Below are 20,238 nucleotides of genomic sequence, written 5' to 3'. Positions count from 1 at the left end.
ACATTAATCTGCAAAGGGCAGATAGATATTAAATTCAGTATGTCCAGGCCAGCTATCACATTCTATATAGCCATCATGTTGATCTATCAGTGTTTGCGCTATTGAGAGTCCTAACCCAGAGCCACCTTCTTTATTGGTGATCATAGGGTAGAACAGTGTTTCGCGTACACTGGGATCAATACCTGGTCCGTTATCAGATATTTGGATCAACAAGGCTTTTTTAGGTGCTTTACCTGGGCGACGATGTTGATGATTAATGCGGGTTTTTATTGTTATTTCACCGCCATCTACAAGCGCCTGTTGGGCATTTCGAACAATGTTTAATACCACTTGCTGAATTTTGCCTTGATCAATGTATACATCAGGAATACTCGGGTCGTAATCTTTAACTAAGCTAATGTTAGAACAATTATCTAACGTACTTAGCCTTGCAACTGATTCAAGTGATTGATGTATATTGCCATACGATTTTTGCGGAAGTTGATTGGGCCCCAAAAGCCTATCTACTAGTTCGCGTAATCGGTCGGCTTGCTCAATGATGAGCTCAGCACATTGATCTCTTTCTTGTTGATCAACCTCATACTGCAATAACTGCGCCGCTCCGCGAATTCCACCTAAAGGATTTTTAATTTCGTGAGCTAAGCCTCTAATTAGGTTTCGGGCAGCTTGATATTGATGCATTTGATTAGACGCTTGGTCGTGCTTAATTTCGTCATCGGTTTGGCGCCACTCAAATAAAATATAAAGCGAGCCATTAAACTTAATTTGTCGTGTACTTACGGCTACTTTTGCATGGCGAGAATCGCTAAAAACCACGTCAGCTCTATGCTGCTGGCAATCTACGCCTTCAACTAATGAGTATTGTTCTATACGCTGTAAATCGATTGAATGGTAGTTAAAAAGGCTATCAAACGGTTGTTCTAACAAGCGCTTATTACCAAGGCCAAGCAGCTCGCTGGTACTGGTATTGGCATATACAACGGTGAAGTTTTTATCAAGTAGCATGATAGCGGTTGTTTGATTTTGCCAAATGGCATCGAGTAGCTCAGGGCTAAAGTTTTTATTATTAATCATAGCTGCACCATTTTAGTGCGTGGATGTTTGCAAGCAAGTTATATGGTTAAATACACTGCTGCACGTTTAGTAATGCCCCAATTTAGTTACCTAGGTTTAGCCCTTTTCGGTGCATAAAAAATATGCAGGGTTCGCTTGTAGCAATAACTTGGTTTTTACTATTAAAAAGCTTTAATTGTAGTGTGTGCTGACCACGTTCTACATCTCTAATTGCAAAGGTTGAGCTGTCACTGGCTGGGCCGTGTGCTTTACCATCAATAAAAAGTTGTATAGTAAAACCAGTTTCAAAGCGTGGTTTTATTCGGCTAGTTACATAAACAGTGCCGGTATTTTCACGAATAGTCTGGTTATGATCAGGTGAGGAAATAGCAATACTAAAGGCCGCTTGTTGAGGCTGAGGTTGCTCGTCAAAAATGTCAGTATTTGTTGCAGGCATATTAAGATCTTGGCTGGTGAGCTTTACTTCTTGGGCCCCTTTATGAGGGGTGTCTGAGAACACTAATACGCCATTTTTATCTTTCCAAGCGTATATTTTTGTTTCACCGGCATAACCATAATTACTTAATCCTAAAGTAATTAATAGTAATAAAATCTTGTTATTCACTCTGCAGCCCTGCATTTTTATCGGTAACTTAACTTTAGTGGAGATTGACTAATTTTACCATTAAAAAAGCCCGCAAAGCGGGCTTGAGAACACACATATTTTTTACAGCTTAATTAACAGCTGTAGTACATTTCAAACTCAACTGGGTGAGTTGTCATGTTAAGCTTTTCAACTTCTTTAGACTTAAGTTCGATGTAAGCATCGATTAAGTCATCAGTGAATACGCCACCTTGAGTTAAGAATTCACGGTCTGCGCTAAGTGCAGATAGTGCTTCGTCAAGTGATGCTGCAACAGTTGGAATTTCTGCTGCTTCTTCAGCTGGTAAGTCGTATAAATCTTTATCCATAGCATCGCCAGGATGGATCTTGTTTTTGATACCATCAAGGCCAGCCATAAGCATTGCTGAGAAAGCAAGGTATGGGTTAGCAGTTGGATCCGGGAAGCGTACTTCAATACGACGACCTTTTTCAGATGGAACCACTGGGATACGGATTGATGCAGAACGGTTACGTGCAGAGTATGCAAGCATAACTGGTGCTTCAAAACCTGGTACTAAACGTTTGTACGAGTTAGTAGACGCATTTGCAAAAGCGTTAATTGCTTTAGCATGCTTGATGATGCCGCCAATGTAGTAAAGTGCATCTTCAGAAAGGCCGCCGTACTTATCACCAGCAAAAAGGTTTACACCATCTTTAGCAAGTGACTGGTGACAATGCATACCAGAACCGTTATCACCAACAACTGGCTTAGGCATAAACGTTGCTGTTTTACCGTATAAGTGAGCCATGTTATGGATAACATATTTCATTTCTTGAATTTCATCCGCTTTTAATACCATTGTATTAAAGCGAGTAGCGATTTCGTTTTGACCTGCTGTTGCTACTTCGTGGTGATGTGCTTCTACTACTTGGCCCATTTCTTCTAGAACTAGACACGTAGCTGAACGCCAATCTTGGAAGTCATCAACTGGAGCAACTGGGAAGTAACCGCCTTTAACACCTGGACGGTGACCAGTGTTGCCATCTGCATATTCTTTATCTGAGTTCCAAGCAGCTTGCTTAGAATCAATTTTGTACATAGAACCAGACATATCTGATTTGTATTTAACATCGTCAAATACGAAAAATTCTGGCTCAGGGCCAAATAAAACAGTGTCTGCAATGCCTGTAGAACGCATGTAATCTTCAGCACGCTTAGCAACAGAACGCGGGTCGCGCTCATAGCCTTGTAGTGTAGAAGGCTCTACTACGTCACAACGTAAAATTAATGTCGCTTCTTCAGTGAAAGGGTCTAGTTTGATTGACTCAGGAACTGGCATTAATACCATGTCTGATTCGTTTATGCCTTTCCAGCCTGCAATTGAAGAACCGTCGAACATTTTACCGTCTTCGAAAAAATCTTCATCAACTTGGTGATGAGGAATCGATACATGTTGCTCTTTACCCTTAGTGTCAGTAAAGCGTAAATCAATGAACTTGACGTCATTTTCTTTAATAAAATCTAAAACCGATTGTGACATGTGTCCTCCAACTATTGGGTTTTGTTATTGCTGCATAATTGCTTTGGTATTTACTAAGCTGATTTTGTGCCATTATTGTAACTGGCTGTTTATAAATTAAAAAAATATCATTGCATCAAAATGGAATATATAAACGCACCATGTTGGTGCGTAAATATTCCATTTTAGTGCAAAATTTACAGAGCGTAATTTGTTGTTAATTTAATCAGCTGAAATTAGCATAACCTAAATGTAAAAGAGTAACAAAAAGATCGGAAAAATAGCCAAAAAGACTGTTTTTCAAAAAAATATTGAAATTTAATTCATATAATTGTCATATATAAAACAGATACTTAGTAAAAGTATTGAGAAAGTTTTAAAATATGTATTGGATAAACTTTCATCCATGTCATTAATGAGGGATAATATGCGCCCTTTTAAATCCTATGCTGGGACATCTCGCGAAAGCGTGGATGAGTGCGTAGATCTTGCAGGATCATTGAGAATTTAATTTCTCTGAGTAAATATATGAGCATCGAAAAGTTAAGAAATATAGCGATTATCGCGCACGTTGACCACGGTAAAACAACTCTGGTTGACAAACTACTTGAGCAATCAGGTACATTAGAAACACGCGGCGGTAACGAAGAGCGCGTGATGGACTCAAACGACATTGAGAAAGAACGTGGTATTACCATTTTGGCTAAAAACACAGCCATCTCTTGGAACGACTACCATATCAATATCGTAGATACTCCGGGACACGCCGATTTCGGTGGTGAAGTTGAACGCGTACTTTCGATGGCTGACTCAGTATTATTACTTGTTGATGCTCAAGAAGGTCCAATGCCACAAACGCGTTTCGTTACGCAAAAAGCATTCGCGCAAGGCTTAAAGCCAATCGTAGTTATCAATAAAATTGATAAGCCAGGTTCACGTCCTGATTGGGTTATGGATCAAATCTTTGATTTATTCGACAACCTTGGCGCAACTGACGAACAGTTAGACTTTAAAGTAATCTACGCTTCAGCTATCAACGGCTGGGCAACACTAGATTTAGACGAGCCATCAGACAACATGGAACCTATGTTCAAGATGATCGTTGACGAAGTATCACCACCGGATGCAGATCCTGAAGGTGACTTCCAAATGCAAATTTCTCAACTAGATTACAACTCTTATGTTGGTGTAGTTGGTATTGGTCGTATTAAACGTGGTTCTGTTGCTCCTAACCAACAAGTTACTATTATCAGTGCTGATGGCACTACACGTAATGGTAAAATTGGCGCAGTACAAAGCTACCTAGGTCTTGAACGTATCGAAACTGACAGAGCTTACGCTGGTAACATCGTAACTGTAACAGGTATTGGTGAGCTTAAGATTTCTGATACAGTTTGTTTCCCAGGAAACGTTGAAGCATTACCACCACTAAGTGTTGATGAGCCAACTGTAACAATGACATTCTCTGTAAATAACTCACCTTTCTGTGGTAAAGAAGGTAAGTTTGTAACGTCACGTAATATCCGTGAACGTTTAGACAAAGAATTAGTACACAACGTAGCACTTCGCGTTGAAGATACTGGTAGCCCAGATAGCTTCCGTGTTTCTGGTCGTGGTGAATTACACCTAGGTATCTTAATCGAGAACATGCGTCGTGAAGGTTACGAGCTTTCAGTTTCTCGTCCGGAAGTTATCTTACGTACTGTAGATGGCGTTCTAGAAGAACCGTTTGAAACAGTTACTATTGACTGTCAAGACGAGCATCAGGGTTCTGTTATGGAACAAGTTGGCCTACGTAAAGGTGAGCTTACTAACATGACTCCAGATGGCAAAGGCCGTATGCGTTTAGATTTCATGATCCCTAGCCGTGGTTTAATTGGTTTCCAAACTGATTTCATGACGCTTACTTCGGGTTCTGGTCTTATGTACCATACGTTCGATCATTACGGTCCTCACAAAGGTGGCGACATCGGTGTTCGTAAGAACGGCGTAATGATTGCAAATGCAACTGGTAAAGCACTTACTAACGCATTATTCAACTTACAAGAACGCGGCCGTTTATTCATCGGTCACGGTGTTGAAGTATACGAAGGTATGGTTATCGGTATTCATAACCGTGATAACGACCTTACAGTTAACGCCCTTAAAGGCAAGCAGTTAACTAACGTACGTGCATCTGGTACTGATGAAGCGCAAACGCTTTCTCCACACCTTAACTACTCACTTGAGCAAGCGCTTGAGTTCATCGATGATGACGAGCTAGTTGAAGTAACTCCACTAAACATTCGTATTCGTAAGCGTTACCTTACAGAAAACGAACGTAAACGTGCAGGTCGTGGACCTAAAGCATAATCTATTAATTTAGAATTATGATTTTAAAAGCCGCTGTATTGAAAAATACAGCGGCTTTTTTGTGTTTTGAAAACAAGAGCTGTAGGCTATAAGTCGTCAGCTGACAGTATTTAGCTCAAAATTACATAGCTACTGTTTTGTGATGAAATTTCCATAATATATTTACCTCTAAAAGCGCAGCGCCTCTTAACCTCTTTGTGAATAATTTACTTAAAGATCTTTTGCACAAGGAGAAGGGAATGAGAAGAGAAAGAGAGAGCTGAAACAGCCGATAATGCAAAGTATCAGTGTTTGTTGGTGGGATTTTTTTGCGTTGGGTTTCGCTTCGCTCAACCCAACATACGTGTTCAATTATTTTATTGGTAGTTACTTACTTTTTAGGGAGTAGGGTGATTTTGCCAAATACGTCAGCATCTATAAACCCACGGTTTCTGTCGCCGTTTACTGGCTGTACTTCGTGTGAGCCCATAAAGTGCTCGCGCACGTCACTGCCATCGTTATCACAGTACGCTAGCATAAAACCTATTACTTGTTTTGGCGTTAGGGTAAGCGGAATGTTATTAGCTCCTTCTTTATAATCATTAGGGTAGAGTTTTATCGCTACTTCCCAGGTAATATTAAAGGGCGCGGTGGTGTTGCGCTTCCAGTTACTAACTAGGTGGTCAGTATACAAATGAGCTTTTTTATCAGGTCCGTAATCGGCGGCTTGGTTATCAAGGCCAATATGGTACGCCAAAGCGGTGTGATTAAATTGATGATTTCCGCCTGATGCATCGCTATCAATAAATACTTCAAGCGCATCGTCATCCCAATATTTATACGTTGGATCGGCGTGTGTATCTATTAAAACGTCATCCACAATATCGGCTTGTAGGTATAAATAGTTTTGATCCCACAGTAAGCGATAACGCCCTTTAAAGTCGGCATCGTTTGATGGCAGTGTGCCATCCATTAAATAAGGCATATCGTGCCAAGCGGCTTTATCCCACGCACTTTCTGATAGGCCATCAATAGTAATTGGAGTTGATGTATGTTCAACATCAATGGCCATTGCAGGCGTGCTTAATAAAAAGCTTAAGGCGAGTGCTAATTTTTTCATTAATTTCTCAATTTTATTGTGGATTTGTCTTAATGTAATAACAATCTTAAAACAGCTAAGTAAATAGTTATAGTGAAATACTTTCGCCTTCGTTTAAAATATACAGCGGTACTTTTGAATCCATTTTATTGTACATATGCAATAAGCGCAGCAAGGCAGAGTGGCTAGTATGGTCACCCATTTTCCAACTTGAGTTACCGTATCCCCACGGTATCATTACTTTGCAGTTAAGCTCTTGTGCTGCGTTGAGCGCATCCTCTGGTGTGGTGTGGACGTAACGATAAAATTTACCACTTTCTTTACTGTAGTAAGATGCGATTGGTATTAAGCACACATCTATATCGCCATATTTTTGCTGTATATCTTTAAAGTGTTTTGAGTAGCCCGTATCGCCTGCAAAAAATAAGGTACTGCCGTTTTGTTCAAGCAGCCAGCCATTCCATAAGTCTTTATTGTTATCTTCGTAAATAAAGGGCACCAATACACGAGCGCTAAAATGATGAGCTGGCACGGCATTAATAATTAAGTCGTCAATGTTGGTTGTTGAGTACCACGGCATTTCGCTAATATTAAAACCACCGGTAGGGAAGTTGTCGGCCATCCCGAGTGGTGTTAAATAGCGAGGTTTATTGCCAATGCTTTGTATGTCGGCTTTATTAAAGTGATCGTAATGAATATGTGAATACATTACCGCATCAATATTTTCCAGTTCTTGCTCACTAGGCCAAGCGCCTGCTTTACGATAAATACCACCGCCGAGTTTAAAGCCAAGTGCGACTGGAGAATCAAACTGATTTTTTACCGGATCAAACAGCACACTTTGACCATTTGGGGTGTTAATTACAAAACTAGCGTGACCAAGCCAGCGTACGGTATAGCCGGTGCTAAGCTGTGGTTTAGTTTGCAGGCCTTGGTACTGGCAGTTTTCGCTGCCGGTTTTGCATAGTAAGTCTGGATGGGCTGGGTAGCAGTTTTCAGTACAGCTAGTGGGATATGTTTTTTCACCTGTGTATAAATTTTTATAACGACCGCTCTTATCATTAATAACAACAACTGAGTCAGAGCTGGTAATACGATTAATATTATTAGGTGCACCGCAGGCCGTTAATATACATAAGAGCATTGTTGCGATTAAAAAGCGTTTCATTGTAAATCCCTTTTAGCATTCCCTTTAACATAAAAAAGCCTGCAATTAAGCAGGCTTGTTAAAGTAACAAATGATTAGCCAGCGCTATTCATTTGTTCAATAAATTTGTTTGAATCGGCAATCGATTTGTTCATGTCGTTCATCAACAATTGAATATCGCGCTTAAGGTTAGTGAATTCACCTTTAATAGCCGATACCGCTTGTGCATTTAAGTTATGCTTTAGGTATAAAACGTTATCATGAAGCGAGGTTAATACTGGCTCCATTTTACTCTCTGCGCTGCGCATTGAGCGTAATAGCTGATCAAATTGACGCTTAGTCGCGGTTAGCTTTTTGCTGCTTTCACGTTTAAGTGATGCGCTTTTGTATTGCTCTAGCTCATCGGCCCACTCATCAAATAGCGCTTCTGCCACGTTTTCTACTTTATTGATGTTAGTTGAGACTTCGTTAGCGGCATTTAAGCTCGACTCGTAATCGTCGTTTAATTGATTGTAAGTGTCTTGTAGTTCGCCACCATTAAAATCGATTAGAGTAGTTAAGCGCTCAAGTGCCGATTTAAATTCTTCTTGTGACTCTTGCTGCGAGTCTTTGGTTTCTTCTACGCGGTCAATAAGAATATCGCGTTTGTGAACACCGACTTTTTCCATTGCAGAATAATAAGCTGATTGGCAGCCAGTTAAAGTAAGTGTTACTACAAGCATTGAAACACTGAGTAATGTTTGTTTTTTCATTTGAATTCCTGTTTACGAGCGTTAGTGCTGTAAATTATGGCGCTGATTGTTATTATAATCAAAACTATATAAGCACAAGTCAATTGTATGAATGATAAGCTCTCACATTACAAACAGCAAGTTAAGTCCTTTATACGCCAGCAACCTGGTTGGTGGATGCAGTATTTTAATCGTTGTATAGACGATCAAATAACGGTTAATGCAGGTTACCTTGCTTACGTAACCCTTCTTTCTTTAGTGCCATTAATTGCGGTGGGTGTTGCTATATTTTCAGCCTTTCCGGGCTTTGAATCTACTCGCATGGAAATTGAGAGCTTTTTGTTTACCAACTTTGTCCCTACCTCTACCGATGTTATTAGAGAGCATATTAGCTCCTTTGCGGGCAATGCCAACCAAATGACGGCGGTAGGTATTGGCTTTTTAGCTGCAATAGCCTTGCTGTTAATACGTAATGTAGATGCCACATTAAACCGAATTTGGCGAATTAAGAAAAAGCGCCCAATGATGATCTCATTTGCTGTGTACTGGATGGTTTTGAGCTTAGGGCCTATGTTGCTCGGTGCCAGTATTGGTGTTACCTCTTATATTGTATCTTTGGTGTCGTTTGCTGATCAGGGTATTCCTGGGTTTAGCGGGTTTTTGTTAAAGCTATTGCCGTATGGAATTTCGATGGTGGGCTTTATTATGCTCTACACCTTAGTGCCTAATACGCGGGTGTCGTTTAGAGCGGCAATACCTGGCGCTTTTTTTGCGGCACTTTTATTTGAGCTGACTAAAAAGGGGTTTGCTCTTTATATTAGCCATTTTCCGTCATACGAAGTTATTTATGGCGCAGTAGCAACCATTCCTATTTTGTTTGTATGGGTGTATTTGTCGTGGGTAGTTGTTTTGCTTGGCGCTGAATTTACTGCGTGTATTAGCCCAAATGATATTCCAGAAACACCAGAGCTTGAACTAGAAGATGATGAACCAGCAATAAAGGACACAGTTTAAATGCAAGGTTTAATACAACGTGTAAAGCATGCCAAAGTAGAAATTAACAACCAAGTAGTAGGTGAAATTAGCCAAGGTATATTGTTGTTGCTGGGCGTTGAAAAACACGACGACAAACAAACGGCCGATAAGCTTTTACACAAGGTAAGTAATTATCGTATTTTTACTGACGAAAACGACAAAATGAACTTAAGCCTTAAAGATATTAAAGGTGAGTTACTTGTTGTTTCGCAATTTACGCTAGCGGCTGATACTAAAAAGGGTATGCGCCCTAGTTTTTCATCTGCGGCAACGCCAAGCCAAGCTAACGAGCTTTACGAATACTTTGTAGCTCAAGCTAAAGAGTTGGGGCTTACAATAGCCACAGGTGAGTTTGGTGCCGATATGCAAGTAAGCTTGTGTAACGATGGGCCCGTTACGTTTAACTTATCTGTTTAAGTTTTTGGTTACCACGACAATATGATTTACATAGCCCGTAATTTTTTGCGGGCTAATATTACAACCAAATACATCGAGTAATAGCTGCTGAAGTTGTTTTAATTGCGACTCATGCTGCGATAAAAAGTTAATAAATAGCACGCCGTTGTTATTTAAAGCCGAGTAGATTTTTTTATAAAATGCCTCTTCAAATAAAAATCGAGGCGCGTCTATTTGGCTAAATAAATCTAGAATAATCCAATCAATATTTTGCACACTTTCTAAAATCTGTTGCGCATCGGCGCACAGCAGTTGCTCATTCTTATTTGACGAAAAAAACTGGGTATAGCAATCAATAATATCGGCGTTTTTTTCAACCGATGTTATTTGTGCTTTAGGGTATTTGTGTTGTAAATAGTTACGAATTGCACCGCCGCCAAGGCCGAGTTCTAACACTTTTTGTGGCGGCTTAAGAGTCTGCCAGTGCTTATCTAGGTACAATAAGTGTGGAAAAAGTAATGAATCCGGGCTATTTGAATCAATAACAGATTGAAGAGTATCGTTAATAAGTAACCAGCGTAACTGCTCGTGCTCACGTACTTGAATGTGATCGCCACTGCATTTATGCCAATAGATTAACTGACCAATGCTGTGGCTATTTTCAATAAATTGATCGCTCAGCAAACCCGTCAGTGAATTTATATAATTGATTTTTTCAGTCATATCCTCAGCATAAACTAGCAACGTTAAAGCGCAATGGCCTTTGTCATTATTTTTTTTCGTTATTTTACAGCCATCACCAAAGTCGTATTTGCAGTTTTTTTAAGATGGAGTATGGTATTTGCCATAATAATGCCAATCAATTTAATTATTTTATTTTTTTAGCTTGGTAGATAACCAATACTATTAGTATAGCGCCGTAGCCTTCTTTTGACTTTTATTTACGGCTTATATAACAACAGGAGTATGTATGTTTCAGGTAAGCACCCCACAAAGTAGCGAAGATTGGCAAGCGTATTACCAATTGCGTTGGCAGGTATTACGCGCGCCTTGGGGCGAGCCTCGAGGCTCTGAACAAGACGATATGGAACAAGACTCTGAGCATCGCTTTATAAAAAATAAAGAAGGCGAAGTGCTTGGTGTAGCACGTTTGCACTTTAACAGTCATGAGCAAGCACAAGTGCGCTACATGGCAGTTGCAGAGGGTAATCGTAATCAGCATATTGGTAGTCGTTTGCTTCATGAGCTTGAAAAAATAGCATGGACACAAAATGCCGATGAACTGGTTTTGTTTGCACGCGAACGAGCGCTTGAGTTTTATAAACGCCACGGTTACGAATTAAAAGAAAAAGCGCACTTAGCGTATGGCGATGTACAACATTTTAAAATGGTAAAGCAAAAACCGTGTGAGCCAGGCTGGTTCCGCCATCCTAATTGGACGCAAGTGCTACAAAATACGTGGCGTGAGTCTATTCCAATTAGTGACGCGATGGGTATTAAGGTAGAAAGCTATACCGATTGGCAATTTACAACCAGCGCCGACCTAGACGCTAACTTAAACCTACATAACACCATGTTTGCAGGCTCTATTTATAGCTTGGCCACGCTAACAGGTTGGGGCGCTACGTACTTAGCACTTAAAGAAGCTGGGCTTGAAGGTAATATTGTATTAGCCGATGCTAACATTAAGTACTTAAAGCCGCTTACTACCGACCCACGTGGTTGTGTTGATATACAAACCTGTAAGGGCAAGTTAAGCGATTTAGAAACCGACGGTAAAGCAAGTTACGTAGTGCCTGTAACTATTTACGATGGTGATAACGTGGTTGCAGAATTTGAAGGGCAGTTTGTAGTAAAAAAATAACTGTTTAGCTGTTCAAAACACAAAAAAGCCAAGCGATGCTTGGCTTTTTTGTGCGTAAAACTTAGGGAAGTATTACAGCAGATCGGTTAATAATATACCTACACCAATACGTTCTACATCCGCATTGTAATCAATTAAGCTTTCGCCATAACCGTTAAAGTATTGTGCATAACCACGAACGCGGCCCCATAAAGGAAACGACCAGTCGAGTTGAATTGCACCACGATTATCTGAATTTAAGTTGTTACGTGTCATAAAGCTAAATTCATGGTCATGAAAACGATACGCGCCGCTAAACTCAAAGTAACCCATGTATTTATATATGTCTGGGTTGTCGTCGCCATTGGCTTCTAAAATATCTTCTTTTTCGTCCTCAGCTATTCGGTACCAAGGTTTAAAGCTAAAAACAAAGCCTCTGTTTTCCCAGATAAAGTCTGCATAAATACGGTTCCACGAACGTGAGTTTGGTTGGCTTCGACCATTTGATTGATGCGAAATACCTAATGCGATTGCCATTTCGTCGCCCCATAATACGTTTTCTGGGTCGAGGTAATTTATCCAAAATATCTCTGGTTCGTAGTTGGTTTCACGAAATGGAGAAGAAATTTCTGAGTTATAAATCTGCCAATATGATTGCAGTGTAAAGCCAAAAAATATGGCTTGGTCTTTATCCGAAAAATCATCGTAAAGAGGCACTTTTATCGATAGCTGGTATTTTGCTTCTAAGTTGTCGAGCGGTTCACCGTCGTTATCGTCGGTTAGTGCATCAAAGCCATCAAATGGGCGATCGTTTGGGTGTGATACGTACGAAAGAGGTAAAATATAGTTACGCTTATGTGGCGTAATTACATTTCTATTTTTTTTACCTACTTCTTCACGAGCTTGGCGTTTATCAAGCGCGGTAAGTTGTTTGTTTTCTTCAAGAGCTGAACACTTTTTACGAAGATCGTCTAATGTTTGTTTACCATCTCCGCCAATTACCTCATTTAAAATACACTGCTTTACAAGTTCGATGTCGTTGTCTTGCTCATTTGTAGCAACTTCTTCTTGTGCGAAGGTAGCTGTACTTATTAAGGCAGAAAGTGTGATCCAGTGGCGCCAGCTCATTGTAATTCCTTGTGGGTTCGGGTTGTGTTGTATGCGTTAATTTAATTATAACGTCTTTTTACATATGTAACGGTGAACTTTTACTGAATTTGTATTTATAACAAGGACATTACGTATACAAAGTAAATATAGATCAGAAAAAAGCGGCCTAGGCCGCTTTTTTAATGCAAATTAACTATTTTAGTTAATTTATACCAATTTTATTAAAAACATGATCATTCTAGCGTATTAAATAACTCACTAACTACGTTAAAAATTATTCATATAGAACAAGTATGTACCATAATTTTAGCCTTGTTATTAAGCTATTTCCTTATCGCTATAATAGATTACTAATTTAATGCAATTGGTATTACTCTCACGCAATGAGAAGGGTGAGCTAAAGCTCAAATACGTTAGTAAAAAACTTATAAAGCTCGGTGCCTTGGTTAACACTCGCTGAGGCAAAGTGCAAAATGGCAATTGCATCGCAATCGAGAGTAAGTGTTTGCAGTGGTTGCTCGCTTAAGTAGCGCTCCATGCGTAAAATATTAGCAATAGGCTCACCGGCTTTAATGTGCCCACCAAGTGGGGCTAAGTATTCAACCATGCCGCCAATAGGGGCGTAATAAGCAAAGTAGTCATCTAAATTACATGCATAGCGAGTCATATTGGCTGGCGTATGCGGCGCGTTTTGCAGTACGCCTTTGTGATTTAAGTAACTTAAAATGCTGTTAGCATCGTTTAGTGCTTCTTTTAAGTCTATTTTTTCTTGGCTGCCTAGCTCTACAGTAAATGCTTCTACAGGTATTGATAATTCACGACCTTGCTCGCTAAGTGCATCACTCAAATGCCACCATGGGCAAAAGTTAGCTTCATCCATAGCTCCGTCAAAATCACTAGGAATAAGCAGTACATGTTCAATATTAAAGTAAAGCGCGCTGTCGGTTGCATAGGTTGGGCAGTACAAATGCTTGCTTGAAATAGGACCTGTGTGTAAATCGAGTACTATATCAGCCTGATGAGCGAGCTTTTGTAGGTTAAGTGCAATGCGTTTACCCGTATTAAGTAAATAAGCCGGGCCGTTAAGTTTGCTGTCTACATCGTCAATAAGCGCCTGTTTGAAGTTACTTTTTAATGTAGCGTCGTCATACTGGGTATGATTTTGTGCAAACTGTGCCACTAAATTTTTATTGTAGTGATACATGCGATTCCAATTAGTGCCCGTAATTGGATCGAACCTGCCAAGGGTAAACTCGCCAGATTTTTGATTACAACCAATCGGATTTGCATAAGGTACAAGGGTAATATCGCCACTAAGGTTAAGATGCTTTAATTGCTCAAGTAGCTGAAAAATAACAGCGTTGCCTTGTACTTCAGCGCCATGCATATTGGCCTGAACATAAACACTAGGCCCTGTGCCATCACCTTTTAAACGATACACCGGAATTGTAAGTGGTAAGCCGTTTGCAACTTCCCCTACTACAATGTTCTCTTGGCTGATGTGTGTTGTATTACTCATGCTTATTACCTTAAGTAGTGGCTGGCATTTTCGGCTTGGCGAACACAGGTAAGTTCACCGTTTTGCAATGTGTACTCGCCGGCGAGCTCGTGGCATAAAAAATACGGCATACTTTCGGTAAAGCCGTAAGCACCGCACTGGCTAAACACTAGCCAGTCGTGCTCATTTAAATCGCTTGGCAGGTTATGCTCACCTAAGCAATCAAGCGCTGTACAAAGCGGGCCGTATAAAGTGACCGCTTGAATTTTAGCACTGGATTCACGCAGTAACGCAGCAGGAAAATCTTGGCTGGTAACAGCAGGGCGTAATAAGTGGTTTATACCGCCGCTTAAAATGACTTGCTGTTGATTATAGTTTTGTTTGCGCTCTATTACTGGGTTTGCGTAATGACCACATTCTCCCACGGCATAGCGGCCAAGTTCCATCCATAGCTCTTCTACACCCGCATCATTTTTAATTTTAGCGAGCGCAGCAATTAAGTCATCCCAATCAAGTGTTGCTTCATTTTGTGTATAAGGAATACCTAAGCCGCCGCCTAAATCGAGAATTTTAAGGCTAATATTTAAATCGCTGGCAAGTTGGCTAAGAGGTGCAATCATTTGTGACCACAAGTAGCTTAGTTTTTGCGTGCTAAGCATGTTGCCCCACTGAAAAATATGTAAGCCGTCAAACTTAAGTGCAGGGTAGTCGGTTACATTGAGTGCTTGCCACTCATCACAACCCAAACCAAACGGCGTAAGGCTATCGCCGCCCAGTGGATTTTTTTCACCTTCAGGCCAGCGTAATTGCACTCGCAGTAATACTTGTAACTGCGTATTTTGTAGTTGCGCTTGTTGGTTTAACCAACGTACTTGATTGAGGCTTTCGGCTACGAATATACGTACTCCGCGCTCAATAAAGTGTTTAATTTGTTTAGGGCTTTTTGCAGGCCCTGTGTTGAGCACGCGCTGTGAGCTAATACCTTGTGCTAGCACTTGCTCAAGCTCACCTTTACTTGCTACGTCAAAATTAAAACCAGCGTTGTCTAAGCTTTGAATAATTTTAGACAGTGGATTTGCTTTTACCGCGTACCACAGTTTTACATCGGTTTGCGCAACTAAACGTGCAAGATGCGCGTTTAGTTGATCTAGGTCGTAAACAAAAAAAGGTGTATCAAGTTGTTGTGTAATTGTATTTACAGCGGTTTTGATAGGCGTGCTCAAAAAGCTCATTATCGTAAAACCTCTTCAAGCAATAACGATGCATCGCTTTTCTCGTCGCGGTATTTAACAATTAACGCACACGACATGCTTAAGCCTTGCTCGCGCGCCCACTCGTTTGACGCAGGGCGAGAGCCTGGTATTACAATCGCGTATTCTGGGATTGGCTCGCCTTTATCTAGTTGGCGCTCGTTTACGCAGTCGTATACCGGAATAGTTGCTGATAAACGCACGCCTGGGGCAAGTACTGCACCTTTTTTAATAACTACACCTTCAACAATAATACAGCCAGCGCCAATAAAGGCGTCGTCTTCTACAACTACTGGGCTTGCACCAATTGGCTCAAGTACACCACCAAGCTGCACTGCAGCACTTAAATGTACGTTTTTACCTACTTGTGCACACGAGCCAACTAATGCGTGGCTATCTACCATTGTGCCTTCGTCGATATATGCACCAATGTTTACATACGCTGGTGGCATAATAATCGTGCCTTTAGCCACATAAGCACCACGGCGAACACTTGAGCCACCCGGTACCATACGAACGCCATCGTCAGTACTAAATTCTTGTGGAGCTAAGTTATGTTTATCAACAAAACCACCTGCAAACTCAGTATTAGTGCCATTTTTGAAGGCATCCAAAATGCCTTGTTTTACTTCTACGTTAGCTTGCCATTGGCCGCTTTCGTTTTGTGATGCTGCGCGTACTGCGCCCGATTCTAAATTATTTAATAGTTCTAACCAGCTCATTATAAAAACCTGTATTTAATGCCAAGATAAAATGGTGTTGTTTGCAGTTGTGATGCAATCGGTTTGAGTTAACTCAAGGTGTGTTAAAGGTGGACGAAGTTGCGGGCTGCTTAAGCGACCTTGCAAATGCATCAATACCTTTACGGGAATAGGGTTTGCAACAGCAAATAGGCTATTAATAGCGCTTGACCACTGGGCAAATAAATTAGGGTGTTGACCACTTAAGCTGCGTTTAACAAACTCGTGAGTTTGTGCGGGCCATGCATTTGCAGCTACCGACACTAAACCTTTTGCACCTGCTTGTGCAAAATAAGGCATTAGAGCATCGTCGCCACTAAAAATAGCTAAATTAGGCGCAGCTTGGCGATAAGCTTCAAACTGAGCAATGCTGCCGCTCGCTTCTTTTAACGCCCATAAATTTTTATTATTTTGTAAGTTTTGAATTGTTGCCGTTGGAATGCTAACAGCACTTCGACCCGGTACGTTATAAAGCATACACGGGTGAACACTTGCATTAAGTAGGCTTTCAAACCAATGAGTTTGACCTATAGCGCCAGGCTTTGTATAAAGCGGTGAGCCAAGTAAAAAGCTATGAATTGGGAGTGTATTACAGTAGTTAACCCACTCAATTTGTTGCTTTAGGTTACTACCGCCCACAGCAACCATGAGTGGTACTGCTGGTTTTAGCTGGCATACGTGTTCAACAATGGCTTGTTGCTCTTTTAGCGTTAGTGCTAAACCTTCGCCCGTACTGCCAAGTAGTAAAATACCGTTATGTGCCGCTTCTTGCTCGCTAACCAGTTTAGTTAACGTGTTGTAGTCAACATCGCCGTGTTGATCAAATGGCGTTACGAGCGCGGTCCACAATGAGTAGTCGTTTAAATTGAAGTTGTTGATCATCTCTCACGAACTTATAATTTGTACCAACTTTATTAAAAACGTGATCATTTTAGCGATAACTAATTTAATGCAATTGGTATTATTCGAAGAGTTAAAAAGCTTTATGGAAGGAGCCGCATTAACGTCGTTCGAACTAATAATTCGAAGAGCGAATGGGCTTAAAATAATAGGGCGCACGGCCTTAATATTTAAGACCAGAAGCTCTCCACCAAACTAATAAGCTGCTTTTTATAAGCAGCTATTGGTGACAGTCGCTAGGGTTCAACCTAGTCGCCCGAAATAAACACCTCGCAAAAGTGGTTACTTCTCGGCGTTAATTCCCCTCACGTATGCTCACTGGAGTTTGCGCTCCTAACATACGCTACCTGAATAACGCACCTCTTCTAGCCCTTTGCACCTGTTTGTAGAGTAAAACTTACAAACCTGTGCAATTTAAATAGGGTAATTACGGCGATTAAAGCATTTTAGCCATCTGGGTGTCAAGCTACTAAATACAGATTAATTCACCGAAAAGAGGGGTGGTTACGTATTGGGTGCTTTTCTCGTACACTAGACCCATAGTAGAAGTAAGGTATTAATCAGATGGAAAAATTTAGCGATATTTATAAGCGAGCGGTAGAGCGAAAAGGCTCTGAAAAAATGCTTAAGTTATTACTCGCAAAACCGCTATCTAAAAAACAACTAAGCACGTTAAGTGACGACGATTGGCTTGAGGAATTTACTCGAAAAGTATTTCAAAGTGGCTTTTATTGGTCAGTCATTAATAATAAGTGGCCAGGCTTTAGAGAGGTTTTTTGGGATTTTAGCGTTGATAAGTTATTAATGATGCCACCTGATATGCTGGAACAAAAAGCAACGGATGAGCGAATTGTTCGTAACTATAAAAAAGTAAAAACAATTACCGAAAATGCTTACATGATCCACGAAATAGCAGGGGAACATGGCAGTTTTAGTCAGTTTATCGCTAATTGGCCAACAGACGATATTATTGGTTTATGGGCGTATTTAAAAAAGCATGGTGCGCGTTTAGGCGGAAATACAGGGCCTTATGCACTGCGAGCACTTGGTAAAGATACTTTTTTACTATCACGCGATGTAGAGAATTATTTGCGTGCCCATAAAATTATAGACGGCGGCTTACAAACTAAAAAATCACTGAGTGCAGCCCAAGCCTTTTTTAACGAAATGCAAAAGCAAAGTGGCTTAAGTATGCAAGAGTTGAGCTTAATTGTGGCCTATGGCGTAGGTGACAACCGTGTTGGTATAAGTCAGCAATAATAGGAATTACCATGAAATTAGTGCCAAGATACACAGACATTACGGAAAACTTTGCGATAGAAGATTTCCCTGCAAGTGTTGCCTTTCCTCAGTTATTACTGTGGAACGAGAGCTTAGCAAAAGAGTTTAATATTAACGTTGCAGCTGATTTGCGTGCTAGCACTTTTAGCGGTAACGAAAAACAGGCGATTCCTGCAGTAGCACTTGGTTACTCTGGGCACCAATTTAGACATTTTTCACCACGTTTAGGCGATGGGCGAGCGCATTTACTGGGCGCTATTAATGATGATAAAAACCAGTTGTGGGATATTCAATTAAAAGGCTCTGGTGCTACTCCTTACTCAAGAGGGGGAGATGGGCGTTGTGCTCTTGGTCCTGCTATTCGTGAATACGTAATGAGCGAGGCAATGCATGCACTAGGCATTAAAACCACACGCTGCTTAGCGGTTGTTGGTAGTGGTGAAACGGTTTATCGTAATCCGCCACAAGCAGGCGCCATAGTGACTCGTTTAGCAACGAGCCATATTCGTGTTGGCTCGTTTCAATATTTAGCGACGCAAGGCGATGTTGAAGGACTTAAAAATTTAGCCGATTTAGCTATAGAGCGACACTACCCAGAAATAACAGATACAGGATCGCAGCGCTATTTAGCATTTTTAGGCGCTGTGATTAAAAACCAAGTTAAGCTAGTTGTGAGCTGGATGCGTGTTGGCTTTATTCACGGAGTAATGAATACCGATAATACGCTAGTAAGCGGAGAAACCATTGATTACGGCCCGTGTGCCATGATGAATAGCTTTGACTTTGATACTGTATTTAGCTCTATCGACAAACAAGGTCGGTATGCATTTGGTAATCAACCTAATATAGCTAACTGGAACTGTGCTCGTTTAGCTGAGAGTTTAATACCGCTTATCAGCGATGATGACGAACAAGCTGTTTCGTTAATGACGCCATACATTAATAGCTTTGCTGAGCAATTTAATACTGAGTTTACGGCTATGTGGGGAGAAAAGCTGGGTTTAAATGAATCTTGCAATAGTAGTGGCGAGTTAATCGCAGAGTTGTTAGCACTATTAAAAGATAATCAGCTCGATTACACCAATACCTTCGATGCGCTTACTGAATCTTTAAAAGAAGAAACAGTAATACCTGAGTCGCTAATTGAATGGAGAGCTAAGTGGGTAAGCTTAACCGACGATAATAGTTATGAAATAATGAGAGCTGCAAATCCTCGTGTAATACCGCGTAATCATGTGATCGAAGAAATAATTGCACAATATAACGCTACAGGGTCTAGTGAGTTACTACAGCGCTTTATAAAAATAGCCAGTAACCCGTATTCTGACAGTGAAAAATTATCAGAATTTCAGGCTGCACCGATAAATGATAATGATTACCAAACTTTTTGTGGTACTTAATACTTAACTTTGAGTATAACTACATGATTAAAAAGAGTCATTTTTTAATCAAATATGTGCATATACCTAGGGTAATGTTAATTCTGGTGGTATTATGCGCCGAATTAAAGCCAAGCAATATTTCTTTGCATTTATAAGTGCATTTAATTTAATTGCTCTTACATTCCTTGCTAAGTACTAATTTACAACAAACTACTATATTTATTTTTCAATAAAGTTTTAATTTCGCCTATAGTAAGTGGATGTGTGTTGTGACGAGGCATAGAAAAAAGTTATAAACTTTATTTTTCGTTAAGTATT

At 40.4% G+C, this 20,238-nt stretch carries 18 protein-coding genes and 1 riboswitch; of the genes, 6 read left to right on the top strand and 12 right to left on the bottom strand.

From position 1 onward, the window contains the following. Positions 1-3: 3 nt before the first annotated feature. The 3 genes from glnL to glnA form a co-directional block, all read right to left on the bottom strand. Complete coding sequence (glnL, locus tag CXF76_RS06095) at positions 4-1,074, bottom strand: nitrogen regulation protein NR(II) (RefSeq protein ID WP_007582173.1); 1,071 nt, start codon at positions 1,072-1,074, stop codon at positions 4-6. 82 nt (positions 1,075-1,156) lie between these two features. Next, complete coding sequence (locus tag CXF76_RS06090) at positions 1,157-1,678, bottom strand: DUF4124 domain-containing protein (protein WP_024589531.1); 522 nt, start codon at positions 1,676-1,678, stop codon at positions 1,157-1,159. 113 nt (positions 1,679-1,791) lie between these two features. Then, positions 1,792-3,198, bottom strand: a complete 1,407-nt coding sequence (gene glnA, locus CXF76_RS06085; RefSeq protein WP_010554792.1) for a glutamate--ammonia ligase — start codon at positions 3,196-3,198, stop codon at positions 1,792-1,794. A 507-nt stretch (positions 3,199-3,705) separates the two neighbouring features. On the opposite strand from glnA, the gene typA reads away from it, so the two are divergent. Next, positions 3,706-5,529, top strand: a complete 1,824-nt coding sequence (gene typA, locus CXF76_RS06080; RefSeq protein WP_024589533.1) for a translational GTPase TypA — start codon at positions 3,706-3,708, stop codon at positions 5,527-5,529. A gap of 370 nt (positions 5,530-5,899) precedes the next feature. Here the strand turns inward: typA and CXF76_RS06075 are convergent, their stop codons facing one another. From CXF76_RS06075 to CXF76_RS06065, 3 genes are all read right to left on the bottom strand, one after another. Further along, entirely contained in the window at positions 5,900-6,628 is a 729-nt protein-coding gene (locus CXF76_RS06075; protein WP_101163278.1) for a CBM9 family sugar-binding protein, read from the bottom strand. Between the two features lie 67 nt (positions 6,629-6,695). Then, positions 6,696-7,775: an MBL fold metallo-hydrolase gene (locus CXF76_RS06070; protein ID WP_101163277.1), complete on the bottom strand. Its 1,080-nt coding sequence runs from the start codon at positions 7,773-7,775 to the stop codon at positions 6,696-6,698. A 74-nt stretch (positions 7,776-7,849) separates the two neighbouring features. Then, positions 7,850-8,506, bottom strand: a complete 657-nt coding sequence (locus CXF76_RS06065) for a DUF2959 domain-containing protein (RefSeq protein ID WP_101163276.1) — start codon at positions 8,504-8,506, stop codon at positions 7,850-7,852. Positions 8,507-8,593: 87 nt separating this feature from the next. Here CXF76_RS06065 and CXF76_RS06060 point away from each other — a divergent pair, with 87 nt between their 5' ends. Further along, positions 8,594-9,499: a virulence factor BrkB family protein gene (locus CXF76_RS06060; RefSeq protein ID WP_024600023.1), complete on the top strand. Its 906-nt coding sequence runs from the start codon at positions 8,594-8,596 to the stop codon at positions 9,497-9,499. Next, positions 9,500-9,937 carry a D-aminoacyl-tRNA deacylase gene (gene dtd, locus CXF76_RS06055; RefSeq protein ID WP_024589537.1) on the top strand — a complete coding sequence of 146 codons (438 nt, stop codon included), beginning with the start codon at positions 9,500-9,502 and terminating at the stop codon, positions 9,935-9,937. It begins immediately after the preceding gene. On the opposite strand, the gene CXF76_RS06050 is transcribed toward dtd, so the two are convergent. Then, positions 9,926-10,639, bottom strand: a complete 714-nt coding sequence (locus CXF76_RS06050) for a spermidine synthase (RefSeq protein WP_101163275.1) — start codon at positions 10,637-10,639, stop codon at positions 9,926-9,928. The genes dtd and CXF76_RS06050 overlap by 12 nt on opposite strands. Positions 10,640-10,886: 247 nt before the next feature. On the opposite strand from CXF76_RS06050, the gene CXF76_RS06045 reads away from it, so the two are divergent. Continuing rightward, a complete protein-coding gene (locus CXF76_RS06045) occupies positions 10,887-11,780 on the top strand; it encodes a bifunctional GNAT family N-acetyltransferase/hotdog fold thioesterase (RefSeq protein ID WP_024589539.1) in 894 nt (297 codons plus the stop codon). A gap of 72 nt (positions 11,781-11,852) precedes the next feature. Here the strand turns inward: CXF76_RS06045 and CXF76_RS06040 are convergent, their stop codons facing one another. From CXF76_RS06040 to dapA, 5 genes are all read right to left on the bottom strand, one after another. Next, positions 11,853-12,887 carry a phospholipase A gene (locus tag CXF76_RS06040; protein ID WP_002958796.1) on the bottom strand — a complete coding sequence of 345 codons (1,035 nt, stop codon included), beginning with the start codon at positions 12,885-12,887 and terminating at the stop codon, positions 11,853-11,855. Positions 12,888-13,266: 379 nt separating this feature from the next. Further along, a complete protein-coding gene (locus CXF76_RS06035; RefSeq protein WP_101163274.1) occupies positions 13,267-14,388 on the bottom strand; it encodes a succinylglutamate desuccinylase/aspartoacylase family protein in 1,122 nt (373 codons plus the stop codon). 5 nt (positions 14,389-14,393) lie between these two features. Continuing rightward, a complete protein-coding gene (locus CXF76_RS06030) occupies positions 14,394-15,599 on the bottom strand; it encodes a PLP-dependent decarboxylase (protein WP_101163273.1) in 1,206 nt (401 codons plus the stop codon). After that, positions 15,599-16,339 carry a 2,3,4,5-tetrahydropyridine-2,6-dicarboxylate N-succinyltransferase gene (locus tag CXF76_RS06025; protein WP_007376223.1) on the bottom strand — a complete coding sequence of 247 codons (741 nt, stop codon included), beginning with the start codon at positions 16,337-16,339 and terminating at the stop codon, positions 15,599-15,601. The genes CXF76_RS06030 and CXF76_RS06025 overlap by 1 nt, the downstream gene beginning before the upstream one ends. Before the next feature lie 15 nt (positions 16,340-16,354). Continuing rightward, entirely contained in the window at positions 16,355-17,239 is an 885-nt protein-coding gene (dapA, locus tag CXF76_RS06020; protein WP_101163272.1) for a 4-hydroxy-tetrahydrodipicolinate synthase, read from the bottom strand. A 190-nt stretch (positions 17,240-17,429) separates the two neighbouring features. Then, positions 17,430-17,630, bottom strand: a riboswitch (Lysine riboswitch). Positions 17,631-17,821: 191 nt separating this feature from the next. On the opposite strand from dapA, the gene CXF76_RS06015 reads away from it, so the two are divergent. Beyond that, positions 17,822-18,517, top strand: coding sequence for a DNA-3-methyladenine glycosylase I (locus CXF76_RS06015; RefSeq protein ID WP_008167263.1), 696 nt, complete (start codon positions 17,822-17,824; stop codon positions 18,515-18,517). Between the two features lie 11 nt (positions 18,518-18,528). Continuing rightward, positions 18,529-19,938, top strand: coding sequence for a protein adenylyltransferase SelO (locus CXF76_RS06010; protein WP_101163271.1), 1,410 nt, complete (start codon positions 18,529-18,531; stop codon positions 19,936-19,938). The last annotated feature ends 300 nt before the right edge of the window (positions 19,939-20,238 follow it).

The sequence above is a fragment of the Pseudoalteromonas sp. 78C3 genome, assembly GCF_002836695.1.
In the GTDB taxonomy this organism is placed as follows: Bacteria; Pseudomonadota; Gammaproteobacteria; order Enterobacterales; family Alteromonadaceae; genus Pseudoalteromonas; species Pseudoalteromonas arctica.
The sequence above is the reverse complement of the archived record's forward strand: the minus strand, read 5'-3'. Positions and strand labels throughout refer to the sequence as shown.